The 21861-nt window shown below is 61.6% G+C and carries 20 protein-coding genes and 1 riboswitch; of the genes, 6 read left to right on the top strand and 14 right to left on the bottom strand.

Going from position 1 to position 21861, the window contains the following annotated elements:
- Window positions 1-212: 212 nt before the first annotated feature.
- Window positions 213-1415 (bottom strand): glycosyltransferase family 4 protein, encoded by a 1203-nt coding sequence (locus PM3016_RS29990; RefSeq protein WP_014372007.1) that lies wholly within the window; start codon window positions 1413-1415, stop codon window positions 213-215.
- Window positions 1416-1643: 228 nt separating this feature from the next.
- Window positions 1644-2216 (bottom strand): DNA-3-methyladenine glycosylase I, encoded by a 573-nt coding sequence (locus PM3016_RS29995; protein ID WP_014372008.1) that lies wholly within the window; start codon window positions 2214-2216, stop codon window positions 1644-1646.
- 214 nt (window positions 2217-2430) lie between these two features.
- On the opposite strand from PM3016_RS29995, the gene PM3016_RS30000 reads away from it, so the two are divergent.
- Both PM3016_RS30000 and PM3016_RS30005 read left to right on the top strand, forming a co-directional pair.
- Window positions 2431-3330, top strand: coding sequence for an EcsC family protein (locus PM3016_RS30000; RefSeq protein ID WP_014372009.1), 900 nt, complete (start codon window positions 2431-2433; stop codon window positions 3328-3330).
- A complete protein-coding gene (locus PM3016_RS30005; protein ID WP_014372010.1) occupies window positions 3311-3649 on the top strand; it encodes a cupin domain-containing protein in 339 nt (112 codons plus the stop codon). The genes PM3016_RS30000 and PM3016_RS30005 overlap by 20 nt, the downstream gene beginning before the upstream one ends.
- Before the next feature lie 305 nt (window positions 3650-3954).
- Here the strand turns inward: PM3016_RS30005 and PM3016_RS40445 are convergent, their stop codons facing one another.
- Together PM3016_RS40445 and PM3016_RS30015 are read right to left on the bottom strand one after the other, a co-directional pair.
- Window positions 3955-5439, bottom strand: coding sequence for an O-antigen ligase family protein (locus PM3016_RS40445; RefSeq protein WP_337999646.1), 1485 nt, complete (start codon window positions 5437-5439; stop codon window positions 3955-3957).
- 1240 nt (window positions 5440-6679) lie between these two features.
- Window positions 6680-8323 carry a stalk domain-containing protein gene (locus tag PM3016_RS30015; RefSeq protein ID WP_014372013.1) on the bottom strand — a complete coding sequence of 548 codons (1644 nt, stop codon included), beginning with the start codon at window positions 8321-8323 and terminating at the stop codon, window positions 6680-6682.
- Window positions 8324-8657: 334 nt separating this feature from the next.
- Here PM3016_RS30015 and PM3016_RS30020 point away from each other — a divergent pair, with 334 nt between their 5' ends.
- Together PM3016_RS30020 and PM3016_RS30025 are read left to right on the top strand one after the other, a co-directional pair.
- Complete coding sequence (locus PM3016_RS30020; RefSeq protein ID WP_013920221.1) at window positions 8658-9131, top strand: MarR family winged helix-turn-helix transcriptional regulator; 474 nt, start codon at window positions 8658-8660, stop codon at window positions 9129-9131.
- A 128-nt stretch (window positions 9132-9259) separates the two neighbouring features.
- Window positions 9260-10036 carry a pirin family protein gene (locus tag PM3016_RS30025; protein WP_014372014.1) on the top strand — a complete coding sequence of 259 codons (777 nt, stop codon included), beginning with the start codon at window positions 9260-9262 and terminating at the stop codon, window positions 10034-10036.
- 276 nt (window positions 10037-10312) lie between these two features.
- Here the strand turns inward: PM3016_RS30025 and PM3016_RS30030 are convergent, their stop codons facing one another.
- The 10 genes from PM3016_RS30030 to PM3016_RS30075 form a co-directional block, all read right to left on the bottom strand.
- Window positions 10313-11962, bottom strand: a complete 1650-nt coding sequence (locus PM3016_RS30030) for a b(o/a)3-type cytochrome-c oxidase subunit 1 (protein WP_014372015.1) — start codon at window positions 11960-11962, stop codon at window positions 10313-10315.
- Between the two features lie 27 nt (window positions 11963-11989).
- Window positions 11990-12460: a cytochrome c oxidase subunit II gene (locus tag PM3016_RS30035; RefSeq protein WP_013920224.1), complete on the bottom strand. Its 471-nt coding sequence runs from the start codon at window positions 12458-12460 to the stop codon at window positions 11990-11992.
- 22 nt (window positions 12461-12482) lie between these two features.
- The gene (locus PM3016_RS30040) at window positions 12483-12638 is read right to left on the bottom strand and encodes a cytochrome c oxidase subunit 2A (RefSeq protein ID WP_014372016.1); all 156 of its coding nucleotides are present in this window, start codon (window positions 12636-12638) and stop codon (window positions 12483-12485) included.
- Between the two features lie 227 nt (window positions 12639-12865).
- A complete protein-coding gene (locus tag PM3016_RS30045; RefSeq protein WP_014372017.1) occupies window positions 12866-13888 on the bottom strand; it encodes a potassium channel family protein in 1023 nt (340 codons plus the stop codon).
- A gap of 171 nt (window positions 13889-14059) precedes the next feature.
- Window positions 14060-15697 carry a solute symporter family protein gene (locus PM3016_RS30050; RefSeq protein ID WP_014372018.1) on the bottom strand — a complete coding sequence of 546 codons (1638 nt, stop codon included), beginning with the start codon at window positions 15695-15697 and terminating at the stop codon, window positions 14060-14062.
- Window positions 15698-15742: 45 nt separating this feature from the next.
- The gene (locus tag PM3016_RS30055; protein ID WP_014372019.1) at window positions 15743-16051 is read right to left on the bottom strand and encodes a DUF485 domain-containing protein; all 309 of its coding nucleotides are present in this window, start codon (window positions 16049-16051) and stop codon (window positions 15743-15745) included.
- A 273-nt stretch (window positions 16052-16324) separates the two neighbouring features.
- The gene (gene tenA, locus PM3016_RS30060) at window positions 16325-16987 is read right to left on the bottom strand and encodes a thiaminase II (RefSeq protein ID WP_013920229.1); all 663 of its coding nucleotides are present in this window, start codon (window positions 16985-16987) and stop codon (window positions 16325-16327) included.
- An 86-nt stretch (window positions 16988-17073) separates the two neighbouring features.
- Window positions 17074-17868: an energy-coupling factor transporter transmembrane component T family protein gene (locus tag PM3016_RS30065; RefSeq protein ID WP_013920230.1), complete on the bottom strand. Its 795-nt coding sequence runs from the start codon at window positions 17866-17868 to the stop codon at window positions 17074-17076.
- Window positions 17859-19427, bottom strand: coding sequence for an ABC transporter ATP-binding protein (locus tag PM3016_RS30070; protein WP_013920231.1), 1569 nt, complete (start codon window positions 19425-19427; stop codon window positions 17859-17861). Before PM3016_RS30070 ends, PM3016_RS30065 begins: the two co-directional genes overlap by 10 nt.
- A complete protein-coding gene (locus PM3016_RS30075) occupies window positions 19427-20020 on the bottom strand; it encodes an ECF transporter S component (protein ID WP_014372020.1) in 594 nt (197 codons plus the stop codon). The genes PM3016_RS30070 and PM3016_RS30075 overlap by 1 nt, the downstream gene beginning before the upstream one ends.
- 151 nt (window positions 20021-20171) lie before the next feature.
- A riboswitch (TPP riboswitch) is annotated at window positions 20172-20277 on the bottom strand.
- 218 nt (window positions 20278-20495) lie between these two features.
- Between PM3016_RS30075 and PM3016_RS30080 the strand changes: the two genes are divergently transcribed.
- Both PM3016_RS30080 and asd read left to right on the top strand, forming a co-directional pair.
- Entirely contained in the window at window positions 20496-20750 is a 255-nt protein-coding gene (locus tag PM3016_RS30080; RefSeq protein ID WP_013920234.1) for a hypothetical protein, read from the top strand.
- 225 nt (window positions 20751-20975) lie between these two features.
- On the top strand, window positions 20976-21767 hold the full coding sequence (gene asd, locus PM3016_RS30085; RefSeq protein WP_013920235.1) for an archaetidylserine decarboxylase: 792 nt from the start codon (window positions 20976-20978) through the stop codon (window positions 21765-21767).
- Window positions 21768-21861: the final 94 nt, after the last annotated feature.

Consider the following 21861-nt stretch of genomic DNA (forward strand, 5'->3'; position numbering starts at 1 on the left):
TGATGTCTCAATCATGCAGTCACTGGTAACATATGCATTCACCCAGAAGGTGGTCATCCGCCCGGAAAAAAATAGGCAGTCATCCCGCCCAGCCGCCCGCGCCTTCCTTACGCCCCGCACAAGCCCATACTCTTATATTCGCACCAAAAAGCCCCTGTTCTTCACAGAAGAACAGGAGCTCTTTACCCGGCTTACCGGTGTTATCGTCAGCTTCAGCCGGGATACGGCGGGGGCGGAAGCTCCAGTCCCGGCTTCCCCGGCAGGAGTTCCGCATACAGGGCGAGCCAGCGTTCCGCGGTCCGCTCCCACGTAAAATGCTCGAGCACCCGCTCCACGCTCATCATTCCCATGCGGCAGGCGGCCTCTTCGTCGCGAAGCAGCCAGGCCAGCCGCTCCGGGAGCTCCTCCCCGATCGACGACAGCCGGACCGTCAATCCAGTTACGCCCTCCTCAATGATCTCGGGGATGCCGCCCGCGTGGGTGGCCACCACCGGCACACCGGCCGCCATCGCCTCGACGTTCACGAGCCCGAACGCTTCCCGGCGGCCGGAAGGGACGACCAGGACGTCGGCAAGCCGGAACCAGTCCGCAACCTCGCCGTGGGGAACGTAGGGGATGAAGCGTACGTGCTCCTTCATCCGCTTCGCCATGCGGTGCAGCCGTCTGACGTACGGCGTGGTCCGCTTCGAGCCGTAGAAGGCGCTTCCCACGATGAGCAGTACCGCATTCGGCACCTCCTGCACAATCCGGGGCATCGCCTCCAGCACGTGATGCACGCCCTTGATGGGAATCAGCCTGCCGACGTAGAGCAGAACCCGCCTGCCCTGGAGTCCGAGCCGGGCGGTCATCGCTTCCCGGCGCAGGGCCCCCTCCCCGTGCCAGCGGCTGGCAAAGCCCGCAGGGTCTACGCCGAGGTGGTTGACGACCAGCTTGCCGCGGGAACGCGGGTCCCTGCGCTCCATCTCTTCCCGGATAAACTCCGAGTTCACCACGATCCGGTCCGCCGCGGCCAGGCAGCGCCTCAGTTCCGCCAGCCGGATATGCGGGCGGGAGACAAAGGTGACCGAGTGGAGCGAGAGTACGATCTTCGCACGGGGATGGCGGCGGCGCAGATACCTGACGAACCTCGGCCGGTTCTCGACCTGGATGATGTCCGGTTTCAGCTTCTCGAGCCGTCGGGAGACGTTGCGGATGTAGCCGGCGGGGGTTGGCGCCGGTACGCGCGCATACTTCACACCGCCGCGGAGCTCTTCCGGCGGAAGAACACGGCTGCGGCGGCCGAGCACCGCCACGCGGACCCTGCGGCCCACTCTCGCGGCAACCTCCTCCACGACCAGCTCCACCGAGCTGCTCTTGCCGGACGGGATGACGAAGGAACCCGGTGTTACGACAGCCACATCGATTCGCGGTTTCATGCGCAGCCCCTCCTCCTGATGCATTCGCTTCTGCATTATATTCAGGAGGGGACGAAGGTGGATGGGCTGTTCGTCCATCCCGGGCCGGCCCAATTCTTCGGGAGGCATATCCGATTTCAGGATCGGGTAAGCCCAGAGTTTCCGTGAGCTTGTCCGGTCCCGCTGCTTGCCGCAATTCCGGGCATAGGCTTCCGAATCCCTCCAACCCTTTGCGCCCGGCTGCCGCCTTTAAGCCTCTCCGCCCAGCTCCTTGAACCGGAAGCAGTCCACGGTATGATCCATCACCATGCCGGTCGCCTGCATGAACGCGTAGCAGATCGTCGAGCCGACGAAGGTGAAGCCCCGCTTCTTGAGGTCCTTGCTCATGGCGTCGGACTGCGGGGTCTGCGCCGGCACTTCGCTCAGCGAGCCCCAGCTGTTGCGCACGGACTGCCCGTCCGTGAACCGCCAGATATAGCGGTCGAAGCTGCCGAATTCCTCCTGCACCCGCAGGAACGCCTGCGCGGAAGACACCGCGCCCCGGATCTTCAGCCGGTTGCGGATAATCCCCGGGTCCGCCAGCAGCTCCCCGAGCTTCGCTTCGTCATAAGCGGCCACCTTCACCGGATCGAAGCCGTCGAAGACCTCGCGGTACCGCTCCCTTTTCTTCAATACGGTGTACCAGCTGAGCCCGGCCTGCGCCCCTTCGAGCACCAGCATCTCGAACAGCTTCCGGTCTTCATGGACCGGCACGCCCCATTCCTTGTCGTGGTATTCCTGATACAGCGGGTCCTCATTGACCCATGCGCAGCGGCATGTCATGATGCCAACGCCTCCTCTATCATTTCGGTCCGGATACGCCATCCGCTCTCTGACCGGCACTCTGCTCTCCGTCTATGATAAACCCAATCCCTGACAGTTTCTGTCATAGTCTGTCCATTCCAGGCTTCGAATCATTTGGGGGTCCCTTCCCGTATAACGTATAATACTACCAAGAACCTCCTCGGCGGTCATTCTTACAAAGGAGCCGAAGACCATGAACGAAGAATTAAGCGTATATGAGCAGCAGGTGCAGCGGAAGCTGGAGCATTGGCGCGCCGGCCTGCTGAAGCCTCCGGGCATGATCGAGCGGACTTCGAAGGCCGTGCAGTCGCGCATCAATCAGGCGATTCCGGAGAAGGTCCATGCGGCGATCACCTCCGCGGTCAAAGGAATCGTGCAGACCGCCCTGTTCTCGATGGATTATATCCCGAAGAGCGAGCCGTCGGCCGGAGTATCCCTCGCCCTGCGTGACAAGGAAGCCGAAGACAAGCTCGCCTTCTACAAAAAGCTGGCTGCCGCCGAAGGCGCAGGAGCCGGAGCCGGCGGGTTCCTCCTCGGGATGGCCGACTTCCCGATCCTCATCGGCATCAAGATGAAGTTCCTGTTCGAGCTGGCCCATGTCTACGGCTATTCCACGTACGACTACCGGGAGCGGCTGTTCATCCTCCATATCTTCCAGCTCGCCTTCTCGGGCCAGACGGCACGTCCGCCCCTCTATGAAGCGATCGCCGCATGGCCGCAGACAATGCGGACCCTGCCGATGGCGAGCAGCTACGCGGAGCATATTGACTGGCGGAAGTTCCAGCAGGAGTACCGGGATACGATCGATTTCCGCAAAATGCTCCAGCTGGTCCCCGGCATCGGCATGGTGGTCGGAGCCTGGGCCAACTACGGCCTGCTCGAGGAGCTCGGCGAGACGGGCATGAACTGCTACCGGCTCCGCTGGCTGGCGGAAGCCCGGGACCGCGGACCGCTTCCCCGCTCCGGCGGGTGGCTCGGCAGCAAGGAGGACGGAGAGCCCCGGTTCACGACCCCTCCGCTTCCGCAGGATGCTTCTCCATCCCGGCACAACCCGATGAAAGAAGGCGATTCCTATGAAGATCGGCAAAAGTAACGCGGAGCATTACGTGTGGGGCGGCACCTGCGACGGCTGGCACCTCGTCAAGCAGCCCGAGCTCAGCGTCATCCACGAACGGATGCCCCCCGGCACGGAGGAGGTCCGCCACTATCACGGGCAGGCGCGGCAGTTCTTCTTCGTGCTCTCCGGCTGTGCCGAGCTGGAGGTGGACGGCACGGTCCACCTCCTTCATCCACAGGAGGGCTGCGAGGTGGCGCCCCTTGTGCCGCACCAGATGAAGAACACCTCCGGGCAGCCGGTGGAGTTCCTCGTGATCTCCCATCCGCAGACGCGCGGCGACCGGTTCGAGGCCTGAGCCCTGCCGCTGAATGAGGCCGGGGCCGGCCGGGACAGCAGCCCCCCAGAGAAAGCAGCGCCTGTCGGGGATGCGGCTGGGCAATGACCCGCAGCGCAGAAAGCCGGCAGAGTGGTTGCCCCTGTGGCGATGCCCTAAGCACCCGCGGCCGCATTCCCGCCTCCGGGTGCATTCCCTCTGCCCACTGCCGCTTCCGGCCAGCCGGCCTGCTCTGCTTCTACATGCGCCAGCCGAACTTAGAAGCGCATCAGCTTATCCGTTCCGCCTCTCTGTTTCCACTCCCCATCCTCCCATTCCAATCTATTCTACGAATCTTGTGCTTCCTGCACGAAGGACGGCCCTCCCTGCATTCCCTTCGACAGCAGCCGCTCTAGCTTCACACGCTCGCTCCCGTCCGCGGCAAAGAGCCGGTCCCGCCAAGCGGCGTCTTCCTTCCCCTGCTTTTGCGCCGCAGCCGCATACCATCGGACAAGCTCCCGGCTGCCTGCCGGCTTCAAATCCTCAGGCAGCACCGGCCGGAGCAGGTCTGCCGCCCCCGCGTAATTCCCCCGCCGGTACTCCACGCGGGCCTGCTGCAGCTTCAATCCGGGCGTGGGATCGAAGGACGGTACCGCGATGCTTTTCGGAATAAGCTCCAGCTCCCTGCGCTTCTCCTCTATCGTAACGGAGAGCATCTGCACCTGGTCCCAGTGACGGTCCTGCTCCCGCAGGTCGCCCTGATCTCCGGCCCTCTCCCCCAGCACATAATGCAGCTCGGCCGCCCGCTCGTACCAGGGCATAGCCCAAGGGCGCCGCCCGATCGCCTCCCGCGAAACCGCCAAGGCCTGGTCCTCCTGACCCTTCAGCCTGGCCCAGCCGTACTCGTATTCCGAAATCTCGGGGGCATACGGCTCCCGCTCCTTCAGGGCGGCCAGCAGCGCCGCCCCTTCGTCGAGGTAGGTCTCCTGCTGCGTCTGGCGGTACAGCGCATCCAGGAGCTTGATTTGGATCAGCACATAATCGGCATTGGAGGGCTGCAGGGCGACCGCCGAGTCGAGGGCCTCCATCACCGGGGCAAGCTGCGGCGACGGCTGCGTGACCAGCCCGATGGCCCGTACGGCTTCGCTGTTCCCCCTCTTCAAAGAGAGGGAGACGAACAGCATGCTCAGCGACAGAAGCGCAAGGACTGCTGGGTACCCCCACCGGACAGCGGAGCCGATCCCTGCAGAACGGTCCGCCGGCTCCCGCTGCGGCAGGGCTCCCGCCATGCCGCCAAGGCAGAGGTAGAACAGCGCCGACAGGAACACATAGCTCATATCGAAGTCCATGAAGCTGTGCAGGAGCAGCGGTACGGCCGTGACCGCATACAGCAGGCGGCCCTGCGGTCCGGCCTGTCCGCTTTCCATGCCGGAAGCCCGGACCGTACGGATGTGCTGGCGCACATAGGCCGCAAAGATCCATGCGATGAAGCCAAAGATGGCGAGAGCGCCGATCAGCCCCACATCAATCAGGGTCTGGAGGACAAAGTTATGCGCCTGCCGGCTGGAGTAGCCGTAGCTCTGGTACGACGGATAGAGCGAGGCCCAGCCCCCTCCGCCGGTCCCAACGAGCCAGTGCTCCCTGAAGATCCGCAGGGCGTCGGCATAAAAGTATCCCCGCTCCTGGACACTGTGCTGGGTGAAGTTGATGTTCTCCACCCGGGTACGAATGCCCTCCGGCAGGATCGAGAGCAGTGTCGGTGCTGCGGCAAGCAGCAGGACGGCCCCGCAGCCGAGCAGGAGCAGCAGAACGGGGAATACGACCCCCCATATGCTTCCACCTGCGGCGCGCCGTCCACTTCTCGAGCAGCAGCTGCCCCCGTCTCAGGAGCAGGACGATGCCGGCGCTGGCAAGGGGAGGCGGCGAGGAGCAGGAGCCAGTCCCACAGCGCGGAGGCCGGCGCCGCCCCCTGCTGGATCGCTGCGGCCGTGCGCATGCCCGGGGAGGTCAGGACCGCCGCCAGCAGGACCGCCGCCGAGAGCTGGGCCAGCAGCATCACCTGGCGGGAGAAGGTGACGAAGGGCATAAGAAGCAGCAGCGCGGGCGGCAGCAGGACGTAAGCCCCGCGGGAGAGGGTCAAGGCCAGGGACAGCAGCGCCGGCACCAGGAAGAAGGCATGCAGGGCAGCGGCGGCCGTGGAGGAAGTCCTCACCGACAGGAAGAGGCTTCCCAGAAGGACGGCCATCAGATAAGCGGCATAAGAGTTCGCATACGTGAAGACGGACGCCAGCCGGATGCCGTTCGCATCGGAGATGATCAGGCCGTGCTCCTGCACAAGGCCGTACCATGCAAGCAGGCCGTAGATCACCACGGCATAGCCTCCAAGCACAATTCCGTGCCGGAGAAGACGGTTCACAGATTCCTTCCGCGACAAGAGCAGGCCGAAAACGAAGAAAGCTGCGGACACCATCTGGGCATACCAGGTCTGATAGTACATATAAGAGGAGACGGGGCTTGTACCCGGCAGCAGGCCGGGAATCAAATAGACGAGCGGAGTGCACCATATCAGCAGGAGGGCCGCATCCTGCCGCCCCCCTCTTCGCTCCTGGAAGAACAGCAGCAGCGCAGCGGCGCCCAGCGCGAGATACACAAGGATATAGCTGCTGAACAGCGGGCTGTTAAAAGCCAGGCTCTCCTCCGGCTTATGTTCATAGCGGGCGTGCAGAAACAAGGCGCGTCCATAAGGCGCCGCGGCCAGAAATAACAGAACACAGCCCAGCAGAAACAGATGGAGCAGCGGCTGGCCTTCTTTCTTCTGCTGCAGCGGCAGACGATTCGTATTGTGCTTCGGTACATATCCGGCGTTCATGATTCTCTTTCCTCTCCTTCTCTCCAGGGTCCTATCTTTCCCAGACGCCGGCCTGCCTACAGAAGTTGCTAAATTTTTCCTTATAAAATTCAAAAAAAGAAACGCCCTCGCAAGGACGTTTCCAGTCGCAGGATGCTTCTCATCAGCCGGGCGGTTCCTGCCGCCCCTACCCGGCCTCTTCTTCCCCGTGCTGCCGCAGCGGCCTAGTAAGTGATCGTGACGATTCTCGTAGCTTCGTTATACTTCACTTCCGCCCCCAGCACCTCGGACAGCAGGCGGACCGGAATGAGCGTAAGCTCATTCTCAAGGCGGGCAGGCGAGCCGGTCGTATACGATTTGCCGTTAATCTCGTACGCACCGCGGTTCGTGAAGAACGTGATCGTTCTCCCGTTCTTCGTATAGATCGCAGCCTTGCGGCTGTCGTCCCAGGTAACGGAAGCGCCGAGCGCTGCGGACAGGTCGCGGACCCACAGGTAGGAGGAGCCGTCCAGCAGGAACGGCGCCCGCTTCATCGGAAAGCGCAGCCCGTCCAGCGTGTACTGGTCGCTGTCGAGCTTGAACGAGACGACGTGCTTCAGCGGCGAGGTCAGCTCAGCCAGCTTGAGATAAGCCGATGCGTCGGCATGCAGCTTGGTTTTGCCGATCCCGTCGGCCGGCTCCGTGCGGAAGCTCCATGACTTCTCCAGCACGGCCGGTACACCGCCTCGGGAAACATTCAGCTTCACATACGCCTTGTACTCCGTATCCGGCTGCAGCGGAGCCTTGGGAATCAGAATCGCCGCGGTCTTCAAGTGGTCGTCGTTGGCCGGCGAGTTCTTCAGGAGCTCCACGGGATTCCCGGAGCTGTCGGTCAGCTTCGCATCCGCCAGCTCGACCGAGGTGATGTTCGCCCCTTCGGCCACCGCCATGATCGGGTAGCCCACCGGGTACTTGGCCGCAGTGTGCATGCGGATCGGGTCCGGATCCTCATAGCCGTCGAAGTTCAGCGGCACATACGGATCCCCCGGAGCCGGAGAGACGACCAGGTTCAGGTCGGCGGACTCGTCCGCGAAGCCGAATTCGATTACGACGTAGTCGCCGACCATCTCGATGCCGAGATCCTTGGCATCCGGGTTCAGGAACGGGGACCGGTGGTAAGGGGCATCGAACAGGGCGTCGATCGATTCGACGAGCGTACCGGTGTAGAATGAGACGTCTTCCCCAATACCTTTGTAATATCCGGCATAGACGGCACGGTCTCCGGGCCCCTCGCCCACGAAGCCGGGCAGGCCGGACTGCTGCTTGTGCAGGGACAGCCCGCTCTTCGCCGCCTGGTTGGCGGAGAGATAGGAGGCGTGCAGCTTGGCGGCCAGCGTCAGGTTCGGATTCAGCTTCAGCGGCTGGAGGCCGTACAGGGTACGGTAGTCGTTAATGGCTTTCAAACCGTCCTGCTGGTTCTTCGAGTAGTCCGCTTGCACTTCATCTACCGCGTTCTCGGCCACCTCGAAGGTCCAGGAGTTCTCGATCGGCTGATAGCCGTCGAACTGAAGCGTAACGAGAACGGTATGCGTGCCGGGAGCAAGCTCTTCGGACGGAGTATAAATGTAGCTCATCTCCGCCGTATCCAGCGTACCGTCGACAGCCTGTCCGTCCACTTTCATATGAAAGGCGCTGAAGCGCGGCGAAGCATCGGTTTCGGCCACGTCGAAGCCGATCGTCGGCTTTTTCATGCCCACGGTGCCTTTGGGATATGCCGAATAGGAGAAAGAAGCCGCATCCGCAGGCGGGGCCGGAAGCACCAGCAGCGTCAAGGCAAGAGTGAAGGTCAGCAGCAGCTTCCACAGCCGGTGGTCCTTTATTCGATTCATGCGGTCAGTACCTCCATCAGGTAAGAATCAGAGAATAGACAATAAGGCAGCAAGGAACAATAAAAACAGGGGAACGGACGACAAGCCGCAGCGGCCTAATTACATGTACGAGTTCCACCTCCAAAAAGTTCTGCATTCATGCCATTTTCCCTGCTGAAAATACGCTGAACGCTTCCGGCAATATATGGGCCGGACCCTGATGCTGTTTCACTGGTACGGTCTGGCCAATCCCCGATCCGGTGCTTTGGCAGGATTGACAAACAGGCCGTTCTCCACTACTTTTAGTTCAAGCTATACCGCTTTACCGTATTGGAAGCCAGGAGGCATCAAGTCGATGAAAGAAGATCTGGATGAATCGCTGCACTTGTTCGTCGTACTGTCCCGCGCCAGCGAGTGGGTGATGGCCCATGCCCACAGGGATATCCGCCGGCACGGACTCAACCCGACCGAATACGGCGTGCTTGAGCTGCTGTATCACAAGGGCCCCCAGCCGCTGCAGCAGATCGGAAGCAAGATTCTCATGACGAGCGGCAATATTACCTATGTGGTGGACAAGCTCGAAGACAAAGGCCTTGTCAGACGCCGCCCATCCGAGGAGGACCGCCGCGTCTCCTTCGCGGAGATTACCGAAGAAGGACGCGAGTTCTTGGATGAGGCCTTCCCTTCCCACCGGGAAGCCATCGCACACGCGGTATCCGCCCTCTCCCCCGAGGAGAAGCAGCAGGCGATCTCACTTCTGCGCAAGCTGGGGCTGGCCGCCAAGGAGAACTTCAAATGCGCTCCCATTCCGGGCGCCAAGCAGCCGTAGGGGCACTCCCCTTACCGGCTGAGGCTTTGATCTTAACTTAGAGCCCGGACTTCCGTCCGCATCCTATATCTTAATTTTAAGACGATATGCCCCATCTACATTTTCACCTTACTCAGGAGGTACTCCCTATGCAGATTCTTATTTATCCCCCGTCCATGCAGGGCACCGGCTCTTTCGACGGAGGCAGCATCACCGAGCAGAAGCCGATCGGTTTCTCCGGCGAAGGCTCGGTCGTGAAGCGCGTCGGCCCGCTCTTCTATTGGGCCTGGGCCCGGGCCGAAGAGGAAGGGTATATCCCGCTGCACCCGCACCAGGGCTTCGAGATTATGACCTACGTGCTGCAGGGGCGCGCCGAGCACGGCGATACGCTCGGCACCCGCAGCACGGTCGGGGCCGGCGGCGCCCAGATCATGCAGACCGGCTCCGGCGTCTCGCACGAGGAGCGGTTCATCGGGCCGGACATGGAGGCCTTCCAGATCTGGTTCGAGCCGGCGATCCGCCAGGCGCTGCTGCGGCAGCCAACCTATGCCCAGGTCGAGCATGGGGAATTCCCCGCCGAGCAGGCCGAGGGCTGCACCCGCAAAACGGTCATCGGCGAAGGCTCCCCTGTCCGGCTTGTCACCGACGCGCTCATGTGGGATGTGGAGCTTGAGCCAGGCAGGCTGCTCCGCCACCCGCTGCCGGCGGGACGCACGCTCACAGCCCTCGCCGTCCGCGGCGGCGGCTCCTGGCATGCGGCCGACGCGCCGGAGAAGGCCGGTTCCTTCCGGGAGAAGGACTTCGTGCTTCTCCATTCGCACAAGGACGCCGAGGCCGTTGTCACCGCCGATGCGGGCGGCAGGCTGCGGCTGCTCCTGATCGAAGTCCCTTCGAGCGTGGATTATCCGCTGTACCCGAAGCGCTGAGAAGGCTCTGACCGATGCTGGGCGATTGGCCGGGGGTCTCCGCTCCGTTGAGAGCCTGAGCGGTACAGGGCCGCACTGGACCGTTCACCCGCCGCTGCACAGAGACGCACGGTGTCGGTGCGGTCCGGCCTCGCCAGCCAACCGTCCCTAATGGACGGACCTCCAACGCGGACACGTCTTCCCTTTCGAGCGAGCCGTTCCCTCCCCCCGAACAGCAAAGAGCAGCGCAGTCCCCTTCCGAGGACCGCGCTGCTTCCTTTTTTCCGCTGCGCACCGTTACCAGGTCTTGAAGCCCTTGGCTCCGACGCCCGGATGATTCAGCATATCCATCACCGGAATCGTATAAGCTACGAGAATCAGCACGACCAGAATGCCGACCCATACGCCCCACCGCTCGAAGAGGGCCGGGGCTTTCTCCGCCGCGTCGCTCACTTCGGCGATCGGGAACTCCTCCGGCCGGCCCTTCGGCGCCCGGAGCAGGGTTACGATGTTGAAGAGCATGAGCAGGACGCCCACGAACAGGATCGTGCCGCCGACGGCCATCGCCACATGGTAAGGCATCCACAGCACGGCGTCCGGGTGATCCTGGTAAGTCGTGAAGGACGTGCGCCGCGGCGAACCGAGCAGGCCGACCGTGTGCATGGAGCCGGACATGAACAGCATGCCGACGAGCCAGATCACCGTCTGAGCGATCCCGAGGCGGTGCATGCGCGGGGTCAGCGTGCGGCCGGTGAGCGCCGGAATCAGCCAGTACGTGATGCCGAAGAACGTCAGTGCCACCGAGGTCGCCACCGTGAGATGGAAGTGCCCCGTCACCCACAGCGTGTTGTGAACGATGGCGTTCAGCTCATGGCTCGCATTAATGAGGCCGCCCGCGCCGGCCGGAATGAAGAGCAGCATGCCCATGAACGGGGCGAAGAAGCGGACATCCTTCCAGGGCAGCTTGCGGAGCCAGCCGAACAGCCCCTTCGCTCCCAGGGAGCGCCCGTGCATCTCGAAGGTGGCGAAGAGAGAGAAGGCCGTCATCAGGGAAGGGATGACTACCATGAACGTCAGCACGACCTGCACGAATTTCCATACGTTCGAGATTCCCGGCTCCATCAGCTGATGGTGGAAGCCGACCGGGATGGAGAACAGCAGGAACATCAGGAAGGACAGGCGGGCGAGCGCATCGCTGAACAATCGGCCCCCGATGACTTTCGGGATGACGACATACCAGCACATGTAGGCCGGCAGCAGCCAGAAGTAGACGAGCGGGTGCCCGAAATACCAGAACAGCGTGCGGCTCAGAACCACGTTGACGGTCTCAACCCAGCCGAACGACCACGGAATGAGCTGGAACAGCACTTCAATGGCGACACCCAGCGTAGCGATGAGCCACATCGCCATCGTCACCACGGCCATGAAGGTGAAGAGCGGCGTGGTCTGCCCCGGGTGGAGCACCTTCCAATAGCGGTACTGCATGAAGATCCCGAAGCCGCTCATCCAGCTGCCGACCACCACGAAGACCAGCGCCACGTAGAACCAGGGCGAGGCTTTGAGCGGCGCATAGAAGGTGTAGAGCACCGTCGCTTTGTTCAGCAGAATCAGGACGGTGGCCCAGAGAGTCCCGGTCGTCATCAGGCCGAAGCCCAGCCAGCCGAGCCTGCGCGGCAGCCCGAGCAGGGTGCCGAGCGTACGGGCTACGCCCGAGTAGAGGAAGCCGATGATAAAATACGTGGTGAACACCAGCGCCATGAGGACTCCGTGTGCGGTAAGCAGCTGGTAATAGCCGATGCCAAACGGCAGGGCGTTCGCCCCTCCGCGGACGAGCCCCTGAAGGAGGCCCGCCACGCCGCCCAGGAACAGGGCGAAGAAGGCGAAGAGAATATGGGCCAGGATGAGTGCGCTGTCCCGGCGGTCGAACGGTTTAGGTAGGTTATCCATGCTGTCATCTCCTTTGCCTGCAGGCTTTTATTTCACGATCAGCTTCATCATCATCACTTCATGGGCCGCGCCGCAGTACTCGTTGCAGATCACGAGATACTCCCCCGGCTCCGTAAACGTGTACGCGAGGTGGTTGACCTCGCCCGGCACGACCATCATATTGATCGTGGTATTCACGACCTGGAAGCCGTGGACCACGTCCGAGCTCGTAATATTGAAGTTCACCTTCGCGCCGAGCGGGATTTCGATCACATCCGGTTTGTATCCGAACGCGAAAGCGATAATGTTCGCTTCGTACTCTCCATTGCCGAGGCGCTGCAGTCCCGGCTTATCGAACGGCGCCGTCGTGCTCAGCTTCTCGGGGTCCACGGTATGCCGGTGGCCTCCCGGCGGCTCCATTCCGAGGGCGAACGCCCCAACTCCCACGACCGTCAGGAAGACGGCCAGCATGCTGATCCCGAAGACCAGCCATAGTTTCTCTAAACGGTGAATATGCATGATGCTTCCCCCATCTCTTCCCTTAGTTCCTGTTCATAAAGAGCATAAACACGCCGGCCCAGGTCACGATCAAAAACAACCCGAGCAGCATGACGGCCGTGAAGGTTCCCCGCAGGGACGGCTCCCGGTGTTCCCGGTTCCCCTGCTCTGCAGCCGGTCCGGTCTGTTCCTTTTTCATTGCCCTTCCCCCTGTTCGCTGTCTTTCTTGGTTATGGCTTTATTGTAGTGGGGAGGCCGGGGGCTTCTCTGTGAAGTGAATCACACGCGATCCGGGAGATCGGTGAACATTGTGCGTCCAGGGGGCCGGAGAGATCGTGCGAGGTCGAGAGAGCCGCAGCAGGAAGGCCTGTGAGCAATAAAAAAAACGCCCCGGAGGCCGGGGCGTGGTGTCTGGCGGATCTTCAGTTATTTCAGCTGACTGTACACTTCTTCGCTGCAGACAATATACAGCTTGTCGGAGGCTTGGAGCCCCTCTCCCGCATGCCGGGCCACCTCCAGATTATCATTCACGGCAACGAGGTTGGCACCAAGGTCCCACAAGGCGTGAGCAGCCGCACCGTAGGTCTTCCACTCGGGACGCGGCCTGATTTCGTACCAGTTGGCACCGTCCCTCTGGGAAAGCATCTGGCTGTAGATGCTGGAACTGCCTTTATGCAGGGATTCCCTGACCATAAGCAGCGCCACGGATTCCACCGAAGGAATGAACGCATCCACCTTGGCGTAGCGGAACTGCTTCTTATGGGAGGATTTGCGCAGCTCGACGATCGTATGCACCGTTCGGCCATGATCCGAAGCAACCCCCTCGACGCCAAGGGCAATCAGGGCCGTTTTACCGTCCGCAGACAAGGCGTCTTCGAGCCTCTCATCCGAGAAGATGGCCACACTTCCGGCCTCGAGCAGGTTGGCCTTCATCAGCACCTCCTCACTTGCCGCGTCTCCCCTGATAAAATGTACCCGCTCATCCGAGACGGGCGTCCGGTTCAGCGAATGATCGATCAGCACGATTTCAGCGTCCTCGTATGAGCTCAGGATCTCCTCCACCGCCGTTTCGACTTTCCTGCCCCATCCTATAAAGATCAGATGACCTTTCTTCTTGTAGGCCAATTTGCCTTCCTCCCTCCACCTTCTCCATGTGGCCACCGCGTCAAAGAACCTCCCGATAAACAGCGTCATAAGCCCGATCCCGTATACGTACAGCGACATGACAAACAGCTTGCCGAGATCGGTCTTGGGGCTGTAATCGCCGTACCCCACGGTAACTACTGTCGTCATGACAAAATAGACGCTCTCGAGCAGCGTCGGAAAGGTGGCGGGCTCCAGCCTCCGAAGAAGAAGGGAAGACAGCAGGATCACGAAGAAGGTGAGCACGAAGACGCTCCCCGTATTCATCTTCATGAGCTTTCTCCACAGATGAACGATGGTGTACATGCGCCTCTCCTGTCCTTGAATAGGTATCAAGCTAACTTCAGCGTACAGCGCAGCTCCCGCAAATCAGAGCAGGCTGACACCTGTACTGCAGATGTCAGCCTGCTGCCGTTCCCTCCTCACGCCGGCGGTTATCTCTGGGGGAGTTCTTGCTCCGCCGGTCAGCCGGGCTGCCTACCGGTCAAGGGTATTGAAGCCGGCGCCGGGCTTCACGCCCTTATCCTTGCGGGCCTTGGAGGCTGTGCCTCCTGCCGGCAGCCCGGTATCCTCCGGCTTGATGCCGGTGTTCGCCTGCACGAGAATCTCGTCGAACTTGTCGCTGTGCTCCTGCGGCACCTTGCTGCTTGTCGTCACCAGCGTGCCGATGATCGCGCCGAGGAAGCCGAGCGGGATCGAGATAATGCCCGGGTTGGCGTACGGGAAGAGCGGCGTGCCGACGAGGATCGCCTTGCCGGCCTCCGGCGACCAGACGCTCGGCGAGAAGAACACGAGCAGCAGCGCGGAGATCAGACCTGTCAGCATGCCCGCGACCGCTCCCGCCGTGTTGAAGCGGCGCCAGAAGATCGTGAAGAGGATGACCGGCAGGTTGGCGCTCGCCGCGACGGCGAAGGCCACGCTGACCAGGAACGCCACGTTGAGCTTCTGCGCGAACAGCGACAGGATGATCGACAGCACCGCCACCCCTACGGAAGCGAAGCGGGCGACCTTCACCTGCTCCTTCTCCGTCACCTTGCCCTTGCGGAGAATGCTGCTGTAGAAGTCATGGGAGAAGGCTGAGGCCGCGGACAGCACGAGACCCGTGACGACCGCCAGGATCGTCGCGAAGGCCACGGCCGAGATGAAGGCGAAGAAGAAGTCGCCCCCAAGCGCTCTGGCCAGCAGCGGAGCCGCCATGTTGCCGCCCTTGTCCTGCGCCACGATCGCGTCATAGCCTACGAAGGCGGCCGCACCGAAGCCCAGGAAGATCGTCATGATATAGAAGGCGCCGATCAGCCAGGTGGCATAGACGACCGAGCTGCGGGCCGTCGGGGCGTCCTTCACCGTGAAGAAGCGGATGAGAATGTGCGGCAGACCCGCGGTCCCGAGGACGAGCGCCAGGTTCAGAGACAGCGTATCGAGCGGGACCTTGTACTTGTTGCCCGGATTCAGGAAACTTTCCTTCAGCGGGGTCGCGTTCTTCATTGCCTCGAACATCGTCACGACGGAGAAGTCGAACTTCGCGAACACGATCAGGGACACGATGAAGGTGCCGGCCATGAGCAGGATCGCTTTCGTAATCTGCACCCAGGACGTAGCGGTCATCCCGCCGAACACCACGTAGATGGTCATGAGCACGCCTACGATGAGGACCGATACCGTGTAATCGAGATTGAGCAGCAGCTTGATCAGGGAGCCGGCCCCGACGAGCTGGGCGATCATATAGAAGATGGAGATGGCGATCGTATTCAGCGCCGCAATCCCGCGGACCCGCGAGTTATTGAAGCGGGCGGCGATCATATCGGCCATCGTGTACTTGCCGAGATTCCGCAGAGGCTCGGCGACCAGGTACAGCACGACAAGATAAGCCACCAGGAAGCCGATGCTGTAGAAGAAGCCGTCGAAGCCGGCCAGGGCGATCGTCCCCGCAATCCCGAGGAACGAGGCTGCCGACATATAGTCGCCCGCAATCGCGAGACCGTTCTGCCAGCCCGTGAGGCTGCCGCCGCCGGTGTAGAATTCGCTGGCCGTCTTTGTTTTCTTGGAAGCAAAGTATGTAATGATCAGAGTCAAAGCTACAATGCCGAGAAACAGCAGAAATGCGGTCGCGTTCATGGAATCCCTCCGTCAGCTAGGAAAAGTTCGGTACCAGAGTCTGGATCAGGCGTGCTCTTCGCGGATCTCCTCGATCATGCGGTCGTAGTCGGCGGACTTGCGGGAGTACAGGATGCAGAGCGCCCAGGTCATGATGAACTGCGAGAAAGCGAAAATCCAAGCCCACGTGACCGGCCCAAAAGCAGGCTGGTTCAGAACCTTCGAGTAGGAAGTAAGAATCGGAAGCGTGAAGTAATAGGCCAGGAAAAAGAGGCTCATCGGAAGCAGGAATTTCTTCTTCCGGGCCATCAGGTCCTGAAACTTGGGGGTGCGGGCTATATCCGCGTAGCGCTTAGCTTGGACTTGGGCTTTCATAACATCTCCTCCGTTTCAAATTGGGCAATATTGGGTAGTAAGCGCTTCCAAAGATAATCATTTTAATTATAGCGTTTACGCTCCATGCCCGTCTAGGGGGAAATGAGATAAACGCCTGTGCCGTCCTTTTCAGGAACAATGCGCGATTATAAGAAATACAGGATGACAGAATGGAGCCTTGGCGGGATACACATTCTTCTAATTTAAATCAAGCACAGCCCGGACGGGCTGTGCTCTGCTTCACCAAACCCTGCCCCACACGGCCCCGGCGGCTTACACCGGCCAGGTTTCCTTCCGGTAGGCCATATCCCAGAACATGTACTCGTAGCGGCTGCTCGTCACGAAGTGGCGCTTCATCCGCTCGCGGTCCTGGGACGAGGCCGTCTCGGCCAGCTCGTCCAGGCGGGCGATCTGCTCCTCCACGAGCTCCCGGAACCAGTCGCCCCCGTAGGCGGCGATCCACTCCCGGTAGATCGGCTCCTCCGGCGTGCAGCCGGCCAGCCTCTCGCCGATCTCATAGTACAGCCAGTAGCATGGCAGAATGGCGGCGATGATGTCGCCGAGCCCTCCCGCGTAGGCTGCCCGCAGCATGTGCGAGGTATAGGCGTACGAGGTCGGCGCCGGCTCGAAGGCCGCCCGCTCCTCCTCCGTAATGCCGAGCAGGCCGGCGAACTTCTCGTGGAGCGAGAGTTCCGCGCCGTACGTGCCCTGGGCGTGAACCGCCATCCGGTTCACGGTGAAGAGATCGTTCGCCTTCGCCGCCCCCAGCGCCTGCACCCGGGCGAATTGGGACAGGTAATACGCATCGTTGAGCACATAGTGGCGGAAGGCGTCGAGCGGCAGGCTGCCGTCGCCGATGCCCCGCACGAACGGGTGGTTGAAGCTCGCCTGCCAGCTGGCATCGGCCGCTTCCCGGAGTTCTTGCGAGAATTTCATAAGATCTGCCTCCCTGGAGTGAATGGTTGAAATTAGGAATCTGCGTTATCAGGCCGCTGAAGTGTACGTGCAGGCTCCCGTCCCGGTTAACGGACGTCCGTGACGGACAGGAACGGCAGATGCCCGCCGAGCAGCAGGCCCGCCGTCCAGATCAGGAGGGCTGCCGCAGCCAGGACGAGATCGCTGGCGGACCAGCCGATGACATAGTAGTACGTCCTTCCCGCATCGGAAGAGAAGCGCTTCGCCTCCATCGCGACGGCGATCCGCTGCGCGCGCCGGATGCTCTGGGCGAGCAGCGGGATCGCGTGCCGCTGGATGGAATCGGTCCAGCCCCGGATGCCCCGGGCCCGCTTCACGCCTCTGACCTTCAGCGCCATCTGCAGCGCCTGGTACTCGGTGACGATCATCGGCAGCAGCCGGAGCGCCGCCATGAAGCTGTAGGCATAGCGCGCCGGGAGGCGCGTCTGCTGCATCAGCGAATAGAACAGCCGAACGGGGCTCGTCGTGAGCCCGAAGAGCAGGCCGAGCACCGCCATGTTCACGGTCTTGAGCCCGATATGCAGGGAACGGTAGAAGCTCTCCTCGGTGATATGGATCAACCCCCAATGCAGCCACGTCGTCTCCCCCTTGCCGAAGAACAGCATGGAGGTCGAGGAGGAGACGAGCATGAGCACGAACGGCAGGGACAGCAGCAGCAGGCGCCGCAGGGGCAGTCCGGTCGCCGTGTAGAACAGCAGCAGGTGCATCCAGGTCACGTGAAGAAGCACATTGATGTTGTGGGTCAACAGCACCGCGAGAAACAGGAGCACAGACAGCCCGATCTTGAAGGCCGGGTTGGCCCGGTGCAGCCAGGTCTCGCGGAAGGTCCAGGTCAGCGGCAAGGCGCTTCCGCCTCCTTTCCGGCAGCGGCTTCGCCGGCCGCTTGGAGCTTCCGGTACGCCTCCGGCGGCAGATCCGCCGCCAGCCGGCCCCCTCGGACCTCCCACACCCGGGTGGCGAACCGCGCCACGATCTCGGGGTCATGCGTGACCATCACGATCGCGCTGCCCCCTCTGCGCCACTCCTCGAGCTTCTCGAGAAGGGCGAATGTATTGGCCGCATCCTGCCCGAAGGTCGGCTCGTCAAGGAGCAGCAGCCTCCGGGCTTTGCCGGTGGCCGAGGCCACGCTGAGCCGGCGCTTCTGCCCGAGAGAGAGCTGGTACGGGTGCAGCTCCCGGTGGCCGGCGAGCCCGTACCACTCCAGCACCTCACCGGAGCGGGTGCGCACCTCAGCCTCCGGCAGGCCTTCCTGCCGGAAGTCCCACGCTACCTCGTCGAACACCGAGTGAGTGACGAACTGCAGCTCGGGGTTCTGGAACACATACGAGGCGTCCCCGATCACATCGTCGAAGCCCTTCACAGCACGCGGGCCGAGGTTATAGCGCCCCTGGGTCGGAATCAGCTGCATCAAGGCCTGCAGCAGGGTGCTCTTCCCCGCCCCGTTCGGCCCGACGACGGCAATCCAGTCGTCGCCGAAGATGTCGGCCGAGGGAATCTCTATCTTCTTCTCCCGGCCGTGGAAGCCGCAGAACGCCTCCAGCCGCAGCAGGGGCTGGGCTACCTGCGCGCTGCGGGCCGCAGACTGTCCGCGCTCCGGCATCAGGTCCGGACGGCGGTCGTAGTCCTCCCAGACCCCCGGGTACCAGATGCCGTACTCCTGCAGCTCCTGCCGGTGCTCCCGGAATACGCGCTGGGGCGGCCCGTCGGCCAGGATCCGGGCGTCATGCCCGAAGAGCACGACCCGGTCCACGAAGCCGGCGATCTCTTCGATCTTGTGCTCCACGATCAGCACCGTCCGGCCCTCCGTGACGCGCTTGACCGTCTCCCACACCTCGCCCGTGCCTTCGGGATCGAGCAGCGATGTCGGTTCGTCCAGGAACCAGACGTCCGGATTCAGGGCGAGCAGGGACGCGATCGCAAGGCGCTGCTTCATGCCGCCGGAGAGGGAAGCGATCGGGGTGTGGAGGTCCGGCAGACGAAGCCCGACCTGCTCCAGGCAGAGGCGGATCCGCTCCCCCATCTCTTCGCGGGGCACCTGGAGATTCTCCAGCACGAAAGCCAGCTCCTCATCCACGAACGGCATGCAGAACTGCGTGTCGGGGTCCTGGAACAGATAGCCCCAGGCGTCGGGAAGCTGAAGGGCGTCCGCTTTCATCGGCACTTCGATCGACTTCGGAATCAGGCCTGAGAACACCTGGAGCAGGGTCGACTTGCCGCAGCCGCTCGGTCCGAGCAGCAGCACCTTCTGCCCGCGCGGCACTTCCAGTGTCAAATCGTCGAAAAGCAGCGGGGCGCTGCCCGGGAACTTCAGCCGCAGTCCCGTTACCGAGACGGCAGGCTCCTGTTCCTGAGCGGACGGCCCCCCGCTGCCATGCGCTGTGTGCGTATCCGCTGCGTTCATCAGAGTGTCTTCTTCCTGTCCAGTGCCTGGTAATCGAGACTGCTCGCCGGACGCACGAGCTGGGTAACCCCGGTTTTTTCCAGTGCCTTCACGATCACATAAGCCAGCGGCCCGGTAATCACGAACGCGCCCACGAGGCGGAATACGATATAAAGCATCAGGTTCCAGCTTTGAAGCTCCGCGAGGTACAGCTTGAAGTAATCATAGACAATGGAGCCGACGCCGGAAGCCGCACCCGCCAGACCCGCGATCAGAGCCGTGTGCCGCTTATAGCCTGCAGCTGCGAAGACCAGCTCGGCCAGCAGCCCCTGCACCAGTCCGTACGTGAAAGCTTCCACGCCGTATTGGGAGCCCATGATCATCTCACCGGAAGCGGCGGCAGCTTCAGCGAGGAAGGCCACGCCGGGCTTTCTCAGAATCAGGAAAGCCACGGTGCCGGCAATGAACCACATGCCGTATCCGAGCTGCTCCAGCTGCAGACCCGGGATCTTGAGGACGTTGTACACATCGCCCCACAAACGGTAGATCACGGCGAAGACAACGGCTATGACGACCGTGACGAGAATATCCGTCAATTTCAAACCTTTGGACAAATGAATCCACTCCTTAAAATATAATGGAAGAAGCCGGGGCGATGCCGAAGCGGACAAGGAGCGGGGGGAATGACGGATGCCGGTATACAGCAAAAAAAGCCGCCCCCGTTGCTCGGAAGCGGCTTTGTAAGCACATGAGTAAACTAACAGCGTGCTACGCTCTCCACTTCCCTACGCTGGTATCATCCAGATCAGGTTCAGAGGGTTTAGGACCTATTGGTCCAATCTCAGCCTGTGCGGCTCCCCTAGTGACATTTCCCATCTTATCACGAAAGACCCGTTTGTCAATCCATTTTACGCATTCTGAAGATTTCAATAAAAATCCATGGAACCCCTAGCCTTCTCTTCCGGATTCTGGTACACTAGTCCTTGCTCGCTCTTTACGGATTCTGCATGAGTCAGAGAGTATTCATCTTGTGCTGCGGCATCTGCCATTGGAAGCGCTATCTTTAAAGAGAAAGAAGGAACGCGACGAATGAACGAAACCGTAACCGTACCGATTGAATCTACTCCTATTCTGCTTGGGCTCACTGCCGAGATGGTGTCGAACTGCACCTACTGCACGATGATCTCCTCCGACCCCGGGTACCGTACCCCTGTCTCCTGCACCAAGCTGTCCGGCTCCTGCTGCCCCATCCTCGTCAACCTCGCCACCTGCCTGACCTGCGGCGAGTACAAGAATGCATGCGGGAACGGCGGGGCATCCGCCGAAGGGACAGACGCTTTCTAAGCAGCAAGCCAGCCCTGATCCGGAGCATGGAATCCGTAACCGACATTGACGTTTGTCTTCATGACACTTGCATATAGGCCGCTTCGGCACGTTCCTCAGCCTCCGGGTGGAGGCTTTTCGTGCTGTCCGGCCGCGTTTCTTTGTTGATTTGTGTCCTCTCTTATGTCAAGATAAGCGTTAGATTACCGAATACTTACATCCAAAGAAACAGGTGAATCCAGAAGCATGAAGATATCGTTCTTTCGGCTGCTGACCGAGCTGTCGTCCCGCAAATCGGTGTCGCAGCTCACCGGCGCTTTTGCCAAGTCCAGGGCCTCCCGCTCCCTGATCCCCCGCTTTGCCAAGACTTACGGCATTCCGCTGGAGGATGCGGAGAAGGCCGTCCATGAATACGTCTCGCTCAACGACTTCTTCACCCGGCGCCTGAAGAGCGGCCTGCGGCCCATCGACGCTTCGCCGGAGACGATGGTCTCCCCCGTGGACGCGCTGATCACCGGGATGGGGCCGATCAAGGAAGGCTCGATCCTGAACGTGAAGGGACAGGACTACACGATCGAGGAACTGCTCAATCACAGTCCGCGGATGATCAATTATAAGAACGGCTTCTATTATGTGCTCTATCTCAGCCCGACCGACTACCACCGGATCCATTCGCCCGTGGACGGAACGATCATCGAGAAGGAGCATGTGCCGGGCAAGGTGTACCCGGTCAACGACTTCGGTTTGAAGCATATGCGCCGCGTGCTGAGCCGCAACGAGCGGCTGATCACCTACGTGGAGCATGAAGGCGGAGAAGTGGCGGTCGTCAAGGTCGGCGCGCTCAACGTGGCTTCGATCCAATACGTCGCCCCCCTGCCGGACCTGCTCGAACGCGGCGGCGAGCTCGCCTACTTCGAATTCGGCTCCACCGTGGTGCTGCTGACGGAGACCGGCACCTTCGAGAGCCGCAGCGACCTTCAGGTGGGCAGCAAGGTCCGGATGGGCGAGAAGCTCGGCTCCTTCAAGCGCCGCGGCTGATCATCCAAATGTAGTTTATAAACGCAGGCGCATGCTCGGGAGCTGCGCCTGCGGTGATTTTAGGCGGGTCCGCCCGCCGCTGGCATGAACAGCC

The organism is Paenibacillus mucilaginosus 3016, assembly GCF_000250655.1.
In the GTDB taxonomy this organism is placed as follows: domain Bacteria; phylum Bacillota; class Bacilli; order Paenibacillales; family NBRC-103111; genus Paenibacillus_G; species Paenibacillus_G mucilaginosus.